General features: G+C 72.0%; 16 protein-coding genes and 1 other RNA gene. 10 read left to right on the top strand and 7 right to left on the bottom strand.

Annotation, left to right across the window (positions count from 1 at the left end; translation table 11 throughout):
- Window positions 1–182: 182 nt before the first annotated feature.
- Window positions 183–556, bottom strand: a transfer-messenger RNA (tmRNA) gene (gene ssrA, locus AAHG09_RS04760).
- A 705-nt stretch (window positions 557–1261) separates the two neighbouring features.
- Here ssrA and AAHG09_RS04755 point away from each other — a divergent pair.
- From AAHG09_RS04755 to AAHG09_RS04710, 10 genes are all read left to right on the top strand, one after another.
- Entirely contained in the window at window positions 1262–2416 is a 1155-nt protein-coding gene (locus tag AAHG09_RS04755) for a transporter substrate-binding domain-containing protein (RefSeq protein ID WP_342105724.1), read from the top strand.
- Complete coding sequence (locus AAHG09_RS04750) at window positions 2413–3039, top strand: ANTAR domain-containing response regulator (protein ID WP_342105723.1); 627 nt, start codon at window positions 2413–2415, stop codon at window positions 3037–3039. The genes AAHG09_RS04755 and AAHG09_RS04750 overlap by 4 nt, the downstream gene beginning before the upstream one ends.
- A gap of 174 nt (window positions 3040–3213) precedes the next feature.
- On the top strand, window positions 3214–4059 hold the full coding sequence (locus tag AAHG09_RS04745) for a nitrilase family protein (protein ID WP_342105722.1): 846 nt from the start codon (window positions 3214–3216) through the stop codon (window positions 4057–4059).
- 140 nt (window positions 4060–4199) lie between these two features.
- Window positions 4200–5354, top strand: a complete 1155-nt coding sequence (locus AAHG09_RS04740) for a substrate-binding protein (RefSeq protein ID WP_342105721.1) — start codon at window positions 4200–4202, stop codon at window positions 5352–5354.
- 362 nt (window positions 5355–5716) lie between these two features.
- Entirely contained in the window at window positions 5717–6550 is an 834-nt protein-coding gene (locus tag AAHG09_RS04735) for a branched-chain amino acid ABC transporter permease (RefSeq protein ID WP_342105720.1), read from the top strand.
- Window positions 6543–8348, top strand: coding sequence for a branched-chain amino acid ABC transporter ATP-binding protein/permease (locus tag AAHG09_RS04730; protein ID WP_342105718.1), 1806 nt, complete (start codon window positions 6543–6545; stop codon window positions 8346–8348). The genes AAHG09_RS04735 and AAHG09_RS04730 overlap by 8 nt, the downstream gene beginning before the upstream one ends.
- Entirely contained in the window at window positions 8341–9072 is a 732-nt protein-coding gene (locus tag AAHG09_RS04725) for an ABC transporter ATP-binding protein (RefSeq protein WP_342105717.1), read from the top strand. Before AAHG09_RS04730 ends, AAHG09_RS04725 begins: the two co-directional genes overlap by 8 nt.
- Window positions 9073–9075: 3 nt before the next feature.
- Entirely contained in the window at window positions 9076–9999 is a 924-nt protein-coding gene (locus AAHG09_RS04720) for a DUF1028 domain-containing protein (RefSeq protein ID WP_342105716.1), read from the top strand.
- A complete protein-coding gene (locus AAHG09_RS04715; RefSeq protein ID WP_342105715.1) occupies window positions 9992–11404 on the top strand; it encodes an amidase in 1413 nt (470 codons plus the stop codon). Before AAHG09_RS04720 ends, AAHG09_RS04715 begins: the two co-directional genes overlap by 8 nt.
- Window positions 11405–11572: 168 nt before the next feature.
- Entirely contained in the window at window positions 11573–12889 is a 1317-nt protein-coding gene (locus AAHG09_RS04710; protein WP_342105714.1) for a carotenoid oxygenase family protein, read from the top strand.
- Between the two features lie 13 nt (window positions 12890–12902).
- Here the strand turns inward: AAHG09_RS04710 and AAHG09_RS04705 are convergent, their stop codons facing one another.
- The 6 genes from AAHG09_RS04705 to AAHG09_RS04680 all read right to left on the bottom strand — a co-directional run bounded on the left by AAHG09_RS04705 (window position 12903) and on the right by AAHG09_RS04680 (window position 18190).
- Window positions 12903–15056, bottom strand: coding sequence for a hypothetical protein (locus AAHG09_RS04705; RefSeq protein ID WP_342105713.1), 2154 nt, complete (start codon window positions 15054–15056; stop codon window positions 12903–12905).
- Window positions 15053–15793, bottom strand: a complete 741-nt coding sequence (locus AAHG09_RS04700) for a class I SAM-dependent methyltransferase (protein ID WP_342105712.1) — start codon at window positions 15791–15793, stop codon at window positions 15053–15055. The genes AAHG09_RS04705 and AAHG09_RS04700 overlap by 4 nt, the downstream gene beginning before the upstream one ends.
- Complete coding sequence (locus tag AAHG09_RS04695) at window positions 15766–16863, bottom strand: glycosyltransferase family 2 protein (RefSeq protein ID WP_342105711.1); 1098 nt, start codon at window positions 16861–16863, stop codon at window positions 15766–15768. Before AAHG09_RS04695 ends, AAHG09_RS04700 begins: the two co-directional genes overlap by 28 nt.
- Window positions 16864–17008: 145 nt before the next feature.
- On the bottom strand, window positions 17009–17323 hold the full coding sequence (locus AAHG09_RS04690; protein WP_342105710.1) for a hypothetical protein: 315 nt from the start codon (window positions 17321–17323) through the stop codon (window positions 17009–17011).
- A 109-nt stretch (window positions 17324–17432) separates the two neighbouring features.
- Window positions 17433–17624: a DUF1508 domain-containing protein gene (locus AAHG09_RS04685; RefSeq protein WP_342105709.1), complete on the bottom strand. Its 192-nt coding sequence runs from the start codon at window positions 17622–17624 to the stop codon at window positions 17433–17435.
- Between the two features lie 53 nt (window positions 17625–17677).
- Window positions 17678–18190, bottom strand: a complete 513-nt coding sequence (locus tag AAHG09_RS04680; protein ID WP_342105708.1) for a DUF892 family protein — start codon at window positions 18188–18190, stop codon at window positions 17678–17680.
- Window positions 18191–18233: the final 43 nt, after the last annotated feature.

The following is an 18233-nucleotide window of genomic DNA, read 5'->3' as shown; positions in this document are numbered from 1 at the left end:
ACGTGGCCTGCGCCGACGTTCGATCGTGCCGTGACCGCACCGACTCGGACCATCTGACGCGCACCGGGCGCGGCTATGGGTTCGCACAGATCCGGCGCAGGCCAGGGCTCAGCCGACGGGCGGCCCGGCAATGATTCATGACGTCTGATGGGGGATTTGGCGGGCCCCGGGGCCGAAGCCCCGGGTTCTGTTGCTAGGCGTGCCCACGCCCCGGAAGATTACGCCGCGAGGCGCATCTCCATGCCGACGTTGTCGTTGGCATTTAGAGTTTTGGTCAGGTGCCCGGAACAGGGGTTGCCTGCGCCGAACCGGTCGAGTCCTTACCGAAAGCCGCATCTTACCCTGCCGAAGCAGGCCAGAACTCGCGATCCCTTTACCGCCCAGTCGAACCTGTTTCACCCCCACGAGAAGCACCCTGGCAGCGCGCTGTCCGCAACGCCGGACGCTCGCTCTGACCCCCGTGCGGTATCCGGGGCAGGATGCTTCTGGTGGAGGCGCCGGGTACCGCCCCCGGGTCCTGAAGCGTTATTATGAACCGGTCATCAACCTCACGGACCTTCTACCCCGAAAACCGGTGCCGGGTCTACTGGGCGAGCCGCAGGCATCGGCCGTTCACCGCGCGCTGTGACGCCGGCCCTTCGAGGCGTCGGTGGGCAAGCCGGGCATCGATCCGCGCGATAAGCGACGGCGGCGACGATTTCGGCGTGCCGGAACAGCGCTTCGCCCCCGCCCGGCCCCCTCGGCCAGTGACCGCGCCGGGTCTATGGAAGCGCGCCAGCGCACACCCAGCGCACATGCGGGGCCGGGCTCGGCGGGGCGGCCACGCAGCGCCCCGGTTCCGCGTGCGAAGCCATACAGACGCAGCCTCAATCCGGGATTTGGCTGGGACGGTGACTTGCTCAGATCAAGCAGCAAGCATCGGAGACGCCCAAATGACTGATTCAAATGATAAATCGCCGACTAAACGACAAGTCTCGCACCTCTGGCGCGATCGCCTGATGCTGGCGACGCTGATCGCCGGCGGCGCGCTGACGCTCTCGTGGATCCTGGTTCTGATCGGCCTGGCTTGGCAGATGGTGAGTGCGGTCGCCCATGCCGGTGGCCACGGATGATCGCGCGGTGATCCCAAGCGACGTCGCGATCGTGCGGGCGGCCTCCGGGCCGCCTGCGCGGCCTGCCTTCAAAGTGGGAGGCCTGTGCGATAGGACGGCCCTTCGCGGGACGGTCCGGCGGGCGGCGGTTCGGCACGGGTAGGGAAGCCATGGCAGGCAAGGGCGAAGCGACCTGGCGCGTCGGCGTCCTGTTCTCGCGCAGCGGGGTCAGCGGCATCACCGAGACCGAGCACTTCCTCGGCACCGCCCTCGCCATCGAGGAGATCAACACGGCTGGCGGCGTGCTCGGTCGCCCGATCGAGCCGATCTGCTACGATCCCGCGGGCGACAACGACGCGTACCGATCCCTGGCCCGGCGCATGCTGGCGGAGGACGGGGCCGAAGTCGTGTTCGGATGCTCCCTGTCGGCCAGCCGGAAGTCCGTGCTCTCCACCGTCGAGCGGCACAACGGCCTGCTCTGGTACCCGTCGATCTACGAGGGCTTCGAGTACTCGGAGAACATCATCTACACCGGCGCGACCCTGAACCAGAACGTCTTCGCCCTGGCCGACTACCTGTTGCAGGAGCACGGGCCCCGGATCTTCCTGATCGGCTCGGACTACATCTACCCGCGCGAGTCGAACCGGGTCATGCGCGACCTGATCGAGGCGAAGGGCGGCACCATCGTGGGCGAGCTCTACGCCCCCCTGGATGCCGACGCGGCCGCCCACGGGGCCATGGTCGCCGAGATCCGGCGCGTGGCCCCCGATGCGGTGTTCTCCACCGTGGTCGGCCGGGGGGCCGAGCGGCTGTACCGCGCCTACGCGGATGCGGGCATCGACCGGGCGCGCTGCCCGATCGCCAGCCTGACGCTGGCGGAGGGGCAGATCCGGGCGATCGGACCCGAGCACTGCACCGGCCACATCCTCGCCGCGCCGTATTTTTCTGCGCTGCCGGGGGCCGAGAACGAACGCTTCGTGGCGGCCTTCGCGGCCCGGTTCGGGCCGGATCGGCCGACCAGCATGTGGTCGGAGACCGCCTACGCGCAGGTGCACCTGTTCGCCCGGGCGCTCGCGGAGGCCGGAACGCTCGATGCCGACCGCCTCGGCGCGGCGGCCCTGCGCCAGCGGCTCGCGGCGCCGGAGGGCGAACTGACCTTCGACGGCGAGACCCGGCACATCTGGCTCACCCCCGGCATCGGGGTCGCCCGGGCGGACGGACAGTTCGACGTCGTCTGGCGCGCCCGCCGGCCGGTGCGGCCCGATCCCTACCTCGCGTGGTCGCGGTTCGAGACGAACTGGCTGGACGAAGGGATCGCCGCGTGAGCGCCCCGGCGCGCAAGATCCTGGACGACCTGAGGCGGGCGCGCGCCCTCGTCGTCCATCCCCGCGACGAGGAGGGCGCCGCCCTGCTGGAGCAGCTCCGCCGCCTCGGCTGCGAGGTCGCCCTCGTCTGGCCGCCGCCCGCCGCCCTGCCGCCGGACATCGACACCCTGTTCATCCAGCTCGACGACGCGCAGGTGATGCACCTTCTGCCCTCGATCGAGGAGGCGGAACCGGCAGTAATCGCCATCGTGGCCTACGAGAGCCCGACATCCCTGAAGGCGATCGCCGACGTGAACGCCCACGGCGTGCTCAACAAGCCGCTCCACCCAAGGGGCGTGCTCACGCAGTTCGCCCTGGCCCGCTACCGGCGCGGCTACGAGGGCCGCCTCACCAGCAAGATCAACCGTCTGGAGGAGACCATGAAGGGCCGCCGCACCGTCGAGAAGGCGGTCCGGCTGCTCGTCGACCTCAATCGGATCGACGAGGACGCCGCCTACAAGATGCTGCGGGACCGGGCCACCGCCGCCCGCGTACCGATGGCGAGCGTGGCCGAGAGCGTGGTGGCGGCCCACGAGGCGATGAGCGGCCTCGGCCTGCGCATCGCGTTGGCGGACAAGACCTGATCGCAGCAGCCTGCCGCATTTATGGTCTTGCGGTCTCTGTCTCGCGGCGTATCGTCGTCGAACCGGGCAAGGTTGCCCCGCAGCATCAGTGCTGCATGACATCACGGCTTTGAAGCCTCTGGTTCGCGGAGCATTTGTCTCCGCGCCAGGGGCTTTTTGCGTTTTGGAGCTTTCATGGTCCAAGCGAACGATCCGTCACGCCCGCCGGTCCGGGTCTCCTGCATCCAGTTCGAGCCGGAATTCGGCGCGGTCGCCGCCAACGTGGCGCGCGCGTCGGATCTCGTCCGCGCAGCCGCCGCCGAGGGCAGCCGGCTGATCGTGCTGCCGGAACTCGCCAGCACCGGCTACGTGTTCGAATCCGAGGCCGAGGCGCGCGCCCTTGCCGAGCCGGTGCCGGACGGCCCGACCAGCCGGGCCTGGGCGGCGCTCGCGGCCGAACTCGGCCTGCACATCGTGGCGGGGATCGCCGAGTCCGCGGGCGACACCCTCTACAACGCCGCCGTGATCGTCGGGCCGGAGGGCTATATCGGCACCTACCGCAAGGCGCATCTCTGGGACCAGGAGAACGTGTTCTTCGCCAGGGGCGATCTCGGCTTCCCGGTCTTCGACACCGCGCTGGGCAAGGTTGGCGTCGCGATCTGCTACGACGGCTGGTTTCCCGAGACCTTCCGGCAACTGGCCCTCGGTGGCGCCGAGATCGTCTGCATCCCGACCAACTGGGTGCCGATGCCCGACCAGCCGGCGGGCGAGGCCGCCATGGCCAACACCCTGCACCGAGCAGCCGCCCACACGAACGGGATCTTCGTCGCCTGCGCCGACCGGGTCGGCGTCGAGCGCGGCCAGCCCTTCGAGGGGCAGAGCCTGATCATCGGCCCGAAGGGCTGGCCGCTCGCCGGTCCGGCGAGCCGGGACCGCACCGAGACCCTCTCGGCGCTGGTCGACCTCGCCGAGGCCGGCCGCAAGGACCTGAACACCTTCAATTCCCTCCTGCGCGACCGCCGCACCGACATCTACGGCTAGAGCGCTCTCCGCCGAAGTGGACACCGGTTCGGCGCAAGAGAGCGTGTCACGACAAACGCTTAGGGCCGTGCGCGATTGCAGCGCGATCGCGCACGGCCCTAAGCCGCCGGCCCGCCCCCTATCCCCCAAGGAGTTCGTTGATGCTGAAATGGTCCCTCGTCGGCGCCACGGCGCTCGCCCTCATGGCCACGGCCGCCCAGGCCGCCGATCCCAAGCCGATCCTCATCGGCGTGCCCGTCGGCCTGTCGGGTGCCAACAGCGTCGTCGCCCCCTCGGTGGTGCAGGCGGCCGAACTCGCCGTGGAGGAGATCAACGCCAAGGGCGGCGTGCTCGGCCGCAAGCTCGCCCTGGAGGTGGCCGACGACGCCTCCGGGGCGGCCGGCGCCCAGAAGGCCTTCGACAGCCTGATCTACCAGAAGAAGGTCGACGTCCTGATCTCCATGGAGACGAGCGCGGCCCGCAACGCCGGCCTGCCGGCCGTCACCAAGGGCCGGGTGCCGTTCATCTACACCTCGTTCTACGAGGGCCATTCCTGCAACAAGAACCTGTTCGTGGACGCCTGGGTGCCGGAGCAGCAGGTGCCGCCGGTGGTGGACGCCTTCAAGGCGAAGGGCGCCAAGACCTACTTCCTCATCGGCAGCGACTACGCCTTCGGCCGCGGTATGCTGGGCTTCGCCAAGAGCTACGTCGAGAAGACCGGCGGCAAGGTGGTCGGCGAGGAGTACCTGCCGATGGACGGCAGCGACTGGACGGCGATCATCTCCAAGCTGAAGGAGGCCAAGCCCGACGCGCTGATTACCTCGACGGCGGGCGGCGCGCCGAACGTCACGCTGACCAAGCAGCTGCGCGGCGCGGGCGTGTCGCTGCCCTTCGCCAACCTCGCGCTGGACGAGGGCACCGCCAAGAGCATGGGTGCGGATGCCGAGGGCGTCTTCCTGTCGGCCTCCTACGTCACCGGGATCGACAGCGCCGAGAACAAGGCGTTCCTGGCGGCGATGCAGAAGAAGTTCGGCGCGGAATTGCGCACGCCGAACGACCTCTCGGTGCCGGAATACGAGGCGATCTACCTCTACAAGGCCGCCGTCGAGAAGGCGGGCGGGACCGAGACCGCCAAGGTGCTGGAGGCGCTGCCGACCGTGAGCTTCACGGGCCCGCGGGGCACGATCCGCATGAGCAAGCAGCACCACGCGCCGCTGACCATGTATCTCGGCCAGATCCAGAAGGACGGCACCGTGAAGGTCGCCGGCACCTTCAAGGACGTCGATCCCGGCGAGCAGTGCCCGAAGCTGCCGTGAGGCGAGGGGGCTGGGGTTCCGATGATCTCCAGCCCCCTCGGAGGCAATCGGTTCGCCGTTCTCGCCGCTACGCGGCTGCGGGATGAAGCGCGGGTCTCCTCTCCCGTGCGGGAGAGGGACAGGGTGAGGGATCAGGTCTTTCAGGATGGGGCGAGCCCGGTCAGCGCGTCGACGGTGTGCTCGGTCTTGAACCTTCTCGACCCTCACCCCAGCCCTCTCCCGCACGGGAGAGGGGGCAGGTCGCGCCCTGCCGCCACCGCCGGTGTCCACCTGAGATCCGTGATCATCGTAGCCTCCGCGGGGCAGGGCGCGCCTCGTCGACCGCCGCGTCCCTCGCTATTCCCGCGCACCCGGAAACCCCGATGCTGCTCACCCTCGACATCCTGACCACGGCGGCGATCCTGTTCATCGTCTCGATCGGCCTTCTGGCGATCTTCGGCGTGCTCAAGATCATCAATTTCGCCCACGGGGCGTGGCTGACGGTCGGTGCCTATTGCGCGGTGGTGACCGCCAAGCTCGGGCTCAACCCCTGGGCGGCGCTGCCGCTCGCCTTCGTCCTCGGCGCGGCGCTCGGAGGCCTCGCCGAGCACTTCATCATCCGCCCGCTCTACCGGCGGCCCCTCGACGCGATCCTCGCCACCTGGGGGCTCGGCATCGTGCTCGGGCAGCTCATCACCCTGGCCTTCGGCCGGGACGTCCAGCTCACCCCGAACCTCTTCGCCGGCACCGTCGAGATCCTCGGCGTCGACTACTCGGCCTATCGCCTCGTGGCGCTCGGCATCGCGCTGGCGATCGGCACGCTGTTCGCGCTGATCATCGAGCGGACCCGGCTCGGCCTCTCGGCCCGGGCGGTGATCATGAACGAGACCCTGGCGCGCAGCCTCGGCATCGACACCGGGCGCGTGCGCCTCGTCGTGTTCATGATCGGCGCCGGCTTCGCGGCGCTGGCCGGCGTGCTGCTGACGCCGCTCACCAGCGTCGACCCCAACATGGGCGTCTCCTGGCTGATCGGCGCCTTCATGCTGGTGATGGTCGCCGATGCCTCGTACCTGGCGCTCGCGGCGGCCTGCCTCGTCTTCGGGGCCGCACAGGTCCTGATCAGCACCTTCGTGAGCCCGATCCTCGGCAGCATCGCGGTCGCGGTGCTCGCCGCCCTCGTGCTGCGGATCAGCCCGAAAGGTTTCTCCCGTGCTTGAGACCGTGCCCGTCGCCGAGCGCGCCGCCGCCGCGCCCCGCGGACGCCGCCTGTCCCGCGCCGCCCCCTTCGTGGTCGCGGTGCTGGCGGCGCTGGCCCTCTGGATCGCGCCGCTTGTCCTCGATACCTTCGCGGTCAACGTCCTGACCCGCTCGATGATCTACGCGGTGCTGGCGGTCACGGTGGATCTGCTCTGGGGCTTCGCCGGGATCCTGACCTTCGGGCAGGCCGCCTTCTTCGGCGTCGGCGCCTACGCGACGGCCATGATCCTGACCGCGCTCGGCGCCACGCCGGCGGGCCTCGCGGCGGCGGCCGCCACCGCGATCGCGGCCCCGGCGCTCCTGGGCCTCGTCGTCGGCTGGCTGTCCTTCTACCACCGCTCGACGCCGCTCTACGCCTCGGTGATCTCCCTGGTCGTCCCGATCGTCGTGGTGCAGCTGATCTACGCGGGGGGCGAGTGGACCGGCTCCAGCAGCGGCCTCGTCGGCTTCGACGTGCTGCCCCTGGAGATCGAGGGCTATTTCCGCCTCGCGGCCCTGGTCCTGATCGTCGTCACGCTGGCGGCCTGGATCCTGGTGCGCTCGGATGCCGGCCGCGCCCTCGTGGCGCTGCGGGACAACGAGGCGCGCTGCGCCTATCTCGGCCTCAACCCCCGGCGCCTGCAGATCCGGCTGACCGCGGCCCTCGCCGCCGTGGCGGGGCTGGCGGGCTTCCTGTTCGCCAACGCCTCGGCGGTGGTCGCCCCGGAGAATGCCGGCTTCCTGTTCGGCACGGAACTCGTGATCTGGGTGGCCCTCGGCGGCCGCGGCACCCTGCTCGGCCCGGTGCTCGGCACCGTCGCGATCGACTACCTCGCGGCGAATCTCTCGGGCGACCTGCCGTTCCTGTGGCAGCTCCTGCTGGGGACCGCCTTCGTGGTCATCATCATCCTGCTGCCCGGCGGCCTCGCCGACCTCGTCGGTCGCCTGTGGCGGGCGCTGCCGATCGGCCGGCGGGAGCCTGCGCCGCCGCGCCTCGTCGCGCGCATGGCCGGGACGGAGCCGGTCGAGACCGGGCTCCCGATCCTCAAGGTCGAGAACCTCGCCAAGGCCTATGGTGCGCTGACGGTGCTGGAGGCCATCGACCTGGAGATCCGCCCGGGCGAGCTCGTCAGCCTCGTCGGGCCCAACGGCGCCGGCAAGACCACGCTGATGCGCTGCCTCAGCGACGGCACCGAGCCGTTCACGGGCGCCATCGCGATCGGCGGCACGCCGATCACCGGGCTGACGCCCAACCGGATCGTCGGCCTCGGCGTCGGGCGCAAGTTCCAGGTGGCGAGCGTGTTCGAGAGCCTGTCGGTGGCCGATTGCCTCCGCCTCGCCCGGGCAACCCATGACGGGCTGAGCCCGACCGGGCAGGCCGAGACGCTGGGCCTGCCGCAGGCCGCCCTCGACGTCCTGCGCATGACCGGCCTCGATCGCCTGCTGACGCGGCCGACGCGCCTCCTGTCCCACGGCCAGAAGCAGGCGCTGGAACTCGCCATGGTGGTGGCGCTGGAGCCGCGTCTGATCCTGCTGGACGAGCCGACCGCCGGCCTGACCAAGGCCGAGCGCACCACCATCGGCGCCGTGCTCAAGGCGCTCACCGCCGAGGGCCGGATCGCCGCCGTGCTGGTCGAGCACGACCTCGACTTCGTGCGCGAGATCTCGTCACGAATCGTGGTGCTGCACCAGGGCCGGCTGGTCCTGGACGGTACGGTCGAGGACGTCGTCGGCTCGGAACTGGTCCGGACCATCTATGCGGGAGGCGCCCATGGCTGAGGCAGCGCGGCGGAGCGAGCCCGCGAAGGCGGCGCTTACCCTGGACGGCGTGTCGAGCGGCTACGGGGCCGTCTCGATCGTGAAGGATGTCTCGCTGTCGGTGGGGCCGGGGGAGATCGTGGCGCTGCTCGGCAAGAACGGGATGGGCAAGACCACCCTGCTCAAGTCCGTCCTCGGCATGGTCGCCCTGCGCGGCGGCGCGATCACGATCGACGGTCGGGCGCTGTCCGGCCTCACCCCCGCCAAGCTCAACGCGCTCGGCGTCGGCTATGCGCCGCAGGAGCAGCCCCTGTTCCAGGACCTGTCGATCCGCGACAACCTGCGCCTCGCCGTGCCCGCCGACCGGATGCTGCCGGAGGCTCTGGAGCGGCTGTTCGGCCACTTCCCGTTCCTGAAGGACCGCCTCGCCCAGCGGGCCGGAACCCTGTCCGGGGGCGAGCAGAAGATGCTGATCCTCGGCCGCGCCCTGATGCTGCGCCCGCGCCTCCTGCTGATCGACGAGATCTCCGAGGGGGTGCAGCCCTCCATGGTCGAGCGCCTGCGCGGGGTGCTCCAGGCCGAGCGGGCGGCGGGCGCCTCCATGCTGGTGGTGGAACAGCACGTCGCCTTCGCGCTGGGGCTGGCCGACCGCTACGCGGTGCTGAAGCTCGGCGAGATCGTCGACAGCGGTTCCGCCCGGGCGCCGGACGCGCAGGCCCGGGTCATCGACCATCTGGCGGTGTGAGTCATGAGCGAACTCAACACCTTCTCGATCGCCGCCCACTGTTCCCGGACCGGGCAGCTCGGTGTCGCGGTGGCGAGCGCGGTTCCGGCGGTGGGCGGGCTCTGCCCGTATCTCCGGGCCGGCATCGGCGCCGTGACCACGCAATCCTGGGTGAACCCCTATCTCGCCGCCCGCATCCTCGACGGGCTGGCCGGCGGGCAGGGACCCGACGCGGCGCTGGCGGCGGCGCTCGCCACCGACGACCGGTCGGACCTCCGCCAGCTCGGCCTGGTCGATGGGCAGGGGCGGGCCGCCGCCTGGACCGGAATCGGCTGCACGGCGGCGGCCGGGCATCGCACCGGACCGGGCTATGCCGTGCAGGGCAACATGCTGGCCGGGCCCGGCGTGCTCGACGCCATGGCGCTGTGCTTCGAAGGCAGTGCCGGCTGCGATCTCGAAGAACGCCTGATGCGCACCCTCGAAGCCGGCGACGCGGCCGGCGGTGACAAGCGCGGCAAGCAGGCGGCGGCCCTCACGGTCATCGCCGGGGAGGATTACCCCTGCCTCGACCTGCGGGTCGACGAGCATGCCGAGCCCGTCGCGGAACTCCGCCGGATCCTCGGCATCGCCCGGCACCAGCTCGCGCCCTTCGTGGCGGGGATGCCGCGCAAGGTCGGCCCCGCGGGTGCGCTGCCGGAGGAGGTGTCCGCGATGCTACTGCGGCCGCCTGGGGAGAGGCCCGGCGCGGCACAGGCCGACGGGCCGGATCCGCGGCTCGACCTCGTCGGCCTGCCCCCGGAGGCGGCCGAACGGATGGCGCATCTGCAAAGGCAGTTCGCGCCGGTCCTGGCCGAGATCCGGGCCCTGCGCGACCTCGACCTGGCGCAGGTCCATCCGCCGATCCTGTTCGATCCGAGCCTGCCCTACCGCCGGGTGCCCCATGCGTGACGCCCTGTGGCAGTTGCCGATCACGGAACTCGCCCGGCGCATCGCGGCGCGCGAGCTGTCGAGCGTCGAACTCGTCGGCGCCACGCTCGACCGGATCGGGCGCCTGGACGGGGATCTCCAGAGCTTCGTCTGCCTCTCCGCCGCCGCCCTCGACGCGGCGCGCGCCGCCGATGCGGAGATCGCCCGGACAGGTCCGCGCAGCCCGCTCCACGGCATCCCGATCGGCATCAAGGACAATTACACGACGGCCGACCTGCCCACCCGGGCCGGGACGGCGGTGGAGGGCCTGACCTTCTCGCAGGCGGACAGCCACGCCGTCGCGCGGCTGCGGGCGGCCGGTGCGGTGATCCTCGGCAAGACGCGCATGCACGAATTCGCCTGGGGGATGGTCACGCCGCCGACGCGCAACCCCTGGGACCGCGACCGGGTGCCGGGCGGATCGAGCGGCGGCTCTGGCGCGGCGGTGGCGGCCCGGCTCTGCCCGGCGGCGCTGGGCTCGGACACGGGCGGCTCGATCCGCATCCCGGCGGCGCTCTGCGGCATCGTCGGCCTCAAGCCGACCTTCGGGCGGATCGGCCGCTCGGGCATCGTCCCGCATTCCTGGTCCCTCGACCATGCCGGGCCGCTGACCCTGACGGTGGCCGATGCGGCGCTCCTACTCCAGATCCTCGCCGGCCCCGATCCGGCCGATCCGGCCTCCGCCGCGGCCCCCGTGCCGGATTACGCGGCCGGGCTCGGCGAGACGCTGCGCGGCCTGCGGGTGGCGGTGATCCGCAATCACTTCTTCGACGCGGTCGACGACGCGGTCGCGGGCGCGGTCGAAGGGGCGATCCGGTTCTTCGCCGGGCAGGGCTGCTCGGTGCGGGACGTGGCGGTGCCGTCCCTGCGCTACGGGCTCGGCGCGATCTACGCGATCGAGCTGGCCTCCTCGACCGCCTACCACGACCGCAACCTCGCGCAGGGCCACGTGGCGGGTTTCGCCGCGGATGTCCGCGACCTCGTGGAGATGGGCCGGTTCGTGACCGGCCCGGATTACCTGCGGGCCGAGCAGGCCCGGGCGCTGATCATGGCCGAGATGGCGGCCGTGCTGGCGGAGGCCGACGTGATCGTCACGCCGACCGCGCCGCTGACCGCGTGGCGCGCCGACGAGTCCACCGTGACGATCGCCGGTCGGCCGGAGAGCGTGCTGGCGGCATCCTGGCGCCTGACCTACCCGTTCAACCTGACCGGGCTCCCGGCGATCGCGCTCCCCTGCGGCTTCGACCGGCGATCCCTGCCGATCAGCCTCCAGATCGCGGCGCGGCCCTTCGCCGAGGCCATGCTGCTCCGGTTCGCACACCAGTACGAGCAGGCGCACGCGTGGTGGCGCCGGGTTCCACCCGGCGCGGCAGCGTCGGAGCCGTAGCAAACGACGCCCGGTCCCGGGCCCTCGACAGTCCGTGGCGCGCGCCCATCTGTCCCGGGTGAGCGGCGGTGACCCGAGCGCCCGGCCCGGTCAGGCCGCGGCCGCGCCAGCACCGTCGCACCCGCGCCCACCCCGCCGGGCGGCGCGCAGCGCATCAGGGAGCGGCCGATGCCCGAAGTCGAGGCGACGCCCTACTGGCTCGACGGCAACTTCGCCCCCGTCCAGGAGGAGATCACCGCCTTCACGCTCCCGGTCGAGGGCGCGGTGCCGGCCGAACTCTCGGGCCTCTATGCGCGCAACGGCGCCAACCCGCGGGATGGCCATTCCGGCCACTGGTTCCTCGGCGACGGCATGATCCACGGCGTCGCCCTGCGCGGCGGCCGGGCCGAGTGGTATCGCAATCGCTGGGTGCGCACGCCGCGGTTCGAGGGCCGCGCCTCCGGCAATCCGCTGGATCTGCGCGGCAGCGTCGCCAACACCAGCGTCGTCGCCCATGCCGGGCGCGTCTTCGCCCTGGTCGAGAACGCCCTGCCGATGACGATCGGGCCCGAACTGGAGACGCTCGGCTACGAGGATTTCGGCGGGCGCCTGACGACGCCGTTCACCGCCCACCCGAAGATCTGCCCCGAGACCGGCGAGCTGCACTTCTTCGGCTACAGCCCGATGCCGCCCTACCTGACCTACCACGTCGCCGACCGCGCGGGCGCACTGGTCCGGAGCGTGGCCCTGCCGCTGCCCGCCCCCGTGATGATGCACGATTTCGCCCTCACGCGGGGGCACGTCGTGTTCATGGACCTGCCGGTCGTGTTCGATCTGGGTCTGGCGATGCGGGGCACGATGCCGTTCACGTGGAGCGACACGCACGCGCCCCGGCTCGGGGTGCTGCCCCGCGGCGCCGGCGCCGAGGCCCTGCGCTGGGTCTCGGTCGAGCCCGGCTACGTCTTCCATGTCGGCAACGCCTACGAGGAGGCGGACGGGACGCTGGTCCTCGACGTGGCGTGGTACCCCGAGCTGTGGCGGGGCGGCCCCTCCGCGTCGCGCTTCGAGAGCGCGCGGCTGCGGCGGTGGCGGATCGCCCCGGGGGCGGACCGTGCGCAGGAGACGGATCTGGACGACCGGGCGATCGAGTTCCCGCGCATCGACGAGCAGCGCACGGGGCTGGCGCACGGCGTGCTCTACGCGGTGCAGACCGGGGCCGGTCCGGACCGGGATGCGCCCGGCGACGGCGCGCTGGTGCGCTACGATCTGGCGCGCGGCCGGAACACCCTGCACGTCTTCGCGGGTGGCATCCCGAGCGAGTTCGCCCACGTCCCCGGCGGCTCGGGGGAGGGCTGGCTGATGGGCTTCGTCTACGACCGGATCCGCGGGGCGAGCGACCTCGTGATCCTGGCGGCATCGGACGTTGAGGCCGCGCCGGTGGCCCGGGTGCATCTGCCGCGGCGGGTGCTGCAGGGATTCCACGGCACTTGGATCCCGGACGCGTGAGGGCGGCGCGACGTCAGGCGCGGGCACGCCTCCGGAACACCATCAGGCCGATCAACGCGAGCGCGGCGAGCGCCGAGAGGGCGAGGCCGGGCAGGAGGCCGGCTGGCACATAGCGCAGGCTCAGCACCCCGTCGCCGGCCGGGATGACGGCCGACACGAGGAAGTCGTTCACGACCTCCACGGCGAGCGGCGCGCCGTTCCATGTTGCCGCGTAGCCGGGATACCAAGCGCGCGCCCAGACGACGCGCCCGCCCCCCGGCGAGGCGACCGCGTATCGCCCCGACGCTGCCCCCTCGGTCGCCGCGTCGACTTGGAAGCCAGCCGGTCCGGCCGACAGCGTTCCGGGCAGGGCGGCGTGGCCCGCTCGCTCGAACAGCTCCGCGGCCACGCCGCTGTGCCGGGTCCAGCCCGGTCCGGCGACGGCGGCGAAGCCGTCCGCCCGCGGCCCCCGTTCCACGGCGACCCGCACCACGCGGGCGAGATCGAGGGTGCTGGCGCCGGTGACGGGATCCGGGTGCGCCAGCCGCTCGGCGGCCTCCGGGCAGGTCGCCCCGCCCCGCCACATGCAGATCGCGCGGAATCCCCGCATCGGCATGGGCGAATAGCCGCCGACCACAGCGGCTCCGGTGAGCAGCGGCGTGTTGGAATGCGGCAGCTCGGTGAACAGCGCCGTCCAGACCTCCGGCGCCAGCGGGGTGCGATGAGCGTCCGGGTCGTGGAGGACCAGCATCGTGTCGCCGGCCGGCAGGGCGGGCGCGCGGTAGGCCGAGCGCGCCATCGGCGCAGGCCATGTGCCGACCTGCTCGTTGACCGGCATGATCGTGGTGAGGATCGCGAACACGAGGGTGTGGCTCGCCATGAGGATCGCGAGCCGCGCCGTCCCCTCCGCCCGGAGCGCCAGCACGGCCGCGACGGCCACGAGCGCGGTGAGCAGGATCTGGAGCGTGAGGAGGTCCGGATCGCGCGCGAGCGCGACCGCGCCGCCGATCACGACGAGCAGCAGCGTCCGGCCGGGCGCCCAGCGGTCGCGGGTCACGAACCACGCCGCCACGATCGTGACGCCGATCTGGACGTAGGGCAGGAAGCGGAACGGCCAGCGCAGCTGCGACACGCCCGGCGAGATCGCGAGCAGCGCGATCACCCCCGTCACCGCCAGCAGCAGGGCGACGCCGCGGCCCTCCGGCGCGTTGAGCCGCGCCCGGGAAGCGTTGATCAGCGCGACCGGGACCCACCAGGACACGTACTGGGCCGGCGGCCCGACATGCATCCTCAGGCCGTCGAAGCCGAGCCAGGTCTCCGGCCAGACCGGCACGCCCATCGCCAGGAGCACGGCGAGCGGCGTCGACAGCATGTCGTGGAACAGCACCTCGGGCTGGCGGGAACTCGTCCCGATCGCGGCGGCGAGGGGCATCCAGGCCGGGGCGGCCAGGAGCAGGCCGAGCCCGGCGGCCAGCGCCGTGCGCGCGCAGGCCCGCCGGTCGCGCCCGGCCCAGACGGCCAGCGGGAGACCGACGCCGAGGCCGGCGACGAGCGCCGCGTCGGAGAACGGCCAGCCGCTCGCGACCGTCAGGTAGACGGCGCCCGCCGCCAGGGGCACGGAGCCCGGGGTCCGGTAGGCGCGGATCAGCGCGGCGGCCGCCCAGGACAGCCAGGCCGTGCTGACGAGGCCGGGGATCCACGTGATCGCGCCCCAGTAGATGATCCATCCGCTCGTCGCGGCCGTCAGCCCGGCCAGGACGGCGGCCGGCCGGCTCACGCCGACCATCCGCGCCAGGACGTGCGTCCCGCCGGCGAGCAGGCCGATATGGACGAGCGCGAAGAAGGCCGCAGCGTGGTCGAGCCGGGCGAACCCGTCGAGCACGAGGTAGAGCAGCAGGCTGACCGGGTTGAACAGCGCGTACTGATACTCGGCGAGGAACGCCCCGCCCTGGAACAGGCGCGGCGACAGGAACGGCAGCGCCCCCGCCTTGATCAGCCGGGCGATCTCCAGGAAGCCCGGCATGAAATAGGCTTGGTAATCGTCCGTGAAGTAGAAGGTCGGCGTGTGGGCGAGGGGGATCGCGGCGGTCGCGACGGCCAGGCACGCCGTCAGCAGGCCCCAGGCGAGGTCGCCGCCGCGGGCGCGCGCGACCGGCGGCACCGCACCGGCGATGAGCCCGGCGCTCATCGCGTCCAGACCCCCAGGACGGACTTGCCCGCCCGGAACCTCAGCCAGGGATCGAGCCGGCGCGAGATCGGCACCAGCAGCCGATCCCAGGCGGCGATCTGCGCGGGCGTCGGCATCGCGCTGCGCAGAACGAGGCGGTTGCCCAGCGAGGCGGCGAAGCCGGCGGCATCGAGATAGGCGAGCCGCGCCAGCCGCAGGCCCTCCGGCGCGGCGGCGCGCAGGCTCGCCCGGGTGTAGCGCCGCTCGTGCCCGATCGCCGCGTCGAAGGGCGAGAACAGGAACGGGTGGGCCGGCGAGAGCACGACGAGGCGCCCGCCCGCCGCGAGACGCCCGGCGGCCCGCGCCAGCTCGCCCCGATCGTCGCGGATGTGCTCCAGCACGTCGATGTAGAGGATACTGTCGAAGCGCTCGGCGGGGTCGAGGTCGCGCAGCGTGCCCCGGCGCGCCCGGGTGCGCGCCGGCAGCCCGCCCGCGGCGATCCGCGTGGCGAGCTGCGCGGCGAAGCGGCTGTCCGGCTCCAGGCACGTCCAGGCGTCGATGCCCGTTCGCGAAGAAAACACCGCGGCGGTCGCGCCGAGCCCGGCGCCGACATCGAGGACGCGGCCGCCGACGAACGGCGCGATCGCGTCCGACCAGTAGCGCTTCCAGTTGCGGGCGGCCGCGAAGATCTCAAGCTCGGTCCCGACATAGTCGGACGGCGCCGGGGTCGTTACGCCGCGCGCTGATCCGCTGGCCACTGCGCGTCTCCGTCTTCGGGTTGCTCTGCGGTTTCGGCAGGCGCGTGCAGGAACCAGTGCGCGTCGCGGGCCGGGACGATTTCGGGCAGGGCGCGCCGGTTGAGATGGGCCGCCGCCGCGGTCGCGGCGAGCAGCGCGGCCTGAAACAGCACGACGAGGAGCAGCCCGCCCGCATTCGTGGCCCAGCCCGGCATGGCGAGGTCGGTGCAGAACCGGACCAGCACCACGCCGATCATCGCGCTGACCACCCCGCACCCGAACACGCCGAGCAGCACGAGGAGGCGCACGAGGCAGACATCCTCGAACACCGCGATGGCGTTGAGTCCGTGCCGGATCAGAGCCGTCGCGTTCATGGTCGAGCGCCCGGCGTAGCGCTGGCCGCGGTCGAGGGGGATGCGGCGCAGCGGCAGGCCGGAGCGGATCAGGCTGGCGGCGAAGTGGCTCCACAGAGCCGGGGCATGGATCAGCCGGGACAGATGCGCCGGCGGGATCGCGCAGTAATGGCCGAAATCGATGCGCCGCCCCGTGCAGAGCCGGAACACGAGCTTGAACAGCCCGTAGCCGACGGCGAAGCGCGCGCCCTCGAAGCGACGCCGTCTCCGGGCGCAGATCACGGCGTCGGGGTGGGCCTCGGCCTCCGCGACGAGGCGCGGGATATGCTCCGGCGGATCCTCACCGTCGCCGTCCATGACGACGATGGCGCGGTAGGCCTTCGCCCGCAGGCTCGCCTGCACAAGGCCGACCGCGATCGCGCGCTGGTGGCCGAGGTTGGTGGCGAGCACGGCGGGCCGCAGACGCAGCCGGCTGGCCGAGGCCGCGACCTCTTCCAGCGCGCGCGCCCCCGACTGCCAGGATCCGTCATCGACCACGATGAGTTCGGCGTGCAGATCGGCCGCCGCCAGGACGGTGTCGATCGCGCCGGCCAGGATGCGGAAGGCGGCCCAGTCGTTGAAGACCGGCACCACGATGGCGATCGGGCGCGGATCGCGCGCCGGTTCACACGAAGGCGGGCAGAGGGCGCTCAGTTCGCTGGCGACCCGGGCGAACCGCTCGACCTCGCTCGGCTCCATGCTGCTCCCCGCCTCGTCGCCGCTGGCACAGGCCCGCGCGGGACGGGTGAAAGCTCGGTGAGCGGGGTAAAGATTGGATTAAAGCCGGTGTTTGCGATTTACGCCGGCGTTCGATCGGCCTCTACGGCGCATCCGGACGCCGGGTTCAGTACCGGACGTTGGCGTTGGCGATACCGCCGCTCCGGCCGAAGACGCCTTGGATGACCTCGCGGCTGGACGGGCTGAGGCCGCCATCACCGCGCAGGCGGCGCCCGTCTGCCCGGTCGAGCCGCGCGACGTCGTCGGAGCAACGGCCGAGCGCGTCGCGCACCCGTGCCGACAGGGGCGCACCCCGCGCCGCCGGGGCGCCGCTCATCTCGAACCGGAGGCAGGAGGCGAGATAGCCCTTCAGGTCGTCGAAGGCGGCGGCCTGCGCGCCGGTCGTGAGGACGAGGAAGAGCAGGGCGGATCGGGCGAGCATCGGGCGCTCCGGGGGGGATCAATCGAAGCGGACAACGCGCGAGCGCCGCTTTGGTGGCCGGGGTTTCCGGGTGTGGACCGCGGAGTTCGCCCAGGGGCGCGACGGGCTGTCAGCCGTGTTGCGCGGCTCCGAAGGCGTGCAGCGCCGCCGTCGCGGCATCCCGGGCATCCTCGGCCGAGGCGTAGGATTCCGGTGACGTCCGTATGGACACGTCGTCCGCGTCCCTGAGGTGCCACCGGTACTGTCCGGCCTGATCCGGACAGGGCTCGATCGCGATGGCGATGGGCGTCGGATCATCCATGGCGGCAGCCCCCGGTCGGTGCGGTCGGCCCGGCGAGGACCGACCGCGGGTTCTCAGCTGTCGGCCTTCTGGCCGGCGAGGGTGAGGTCGAGATAGGTCTTGGTGACGGGCTCGATCAGCGCCGCGATCGCCTCGGCCCCCTTCGTCTCCTCGTCGGCCGCCTGGCGGAACGCCTGCGCCTGATCCGACTTGCCGGCCCGCTCGGCGATGACGGCCAGCGAGCGGTAGGCCGCGACCTGATCGTACTGATAGGCGTAGCCGGCGTAGAGGTTCTTGAGCGTCTCGTCCTGGGCGGCGGCGTGGACCGCGGCGCCGATCGAGCCCGCCACCTTCGTGACCGTCTCCTTCAGCGTCGACGGGCTCTCGCCGAGTGCCGCGAGGGCCTGATCGAGGCGTTCGATCTGCGTCTTCGTGGTCCCGACGTGGCGGCGCAGGACGGCGGCGTAATCCGGATACCGCTCGAGGCCCGCCAGCTGGCGCTCCATCTGTTCCAGACCTTGCTTCTCCAGCGCGCGCGTGTTGCGCAAGGCGGTCGCGTAAATCGAACCGATATCTGTGCTGGCCATACAGTCATTGCTCCGTAATTCGTCGAATACCGCCGGCAAACGC

Origin of the sequence: Methylobacterium guangdongense, assembly GCF_038442355.1 — a bacterium.
Classification (GTDB): Bacteria; Pseudomonadota; Alphaproteobacteria; order Rhizobiales; family Beijerinckiaceae; genus Methylobacterium; species Methylobacterium guangdongense.
The sequence above is the reverse complement of the archived record's forward strand: the minus strand, read 5'-3'. Positions and strand labels throughout refer to the sequence as shown.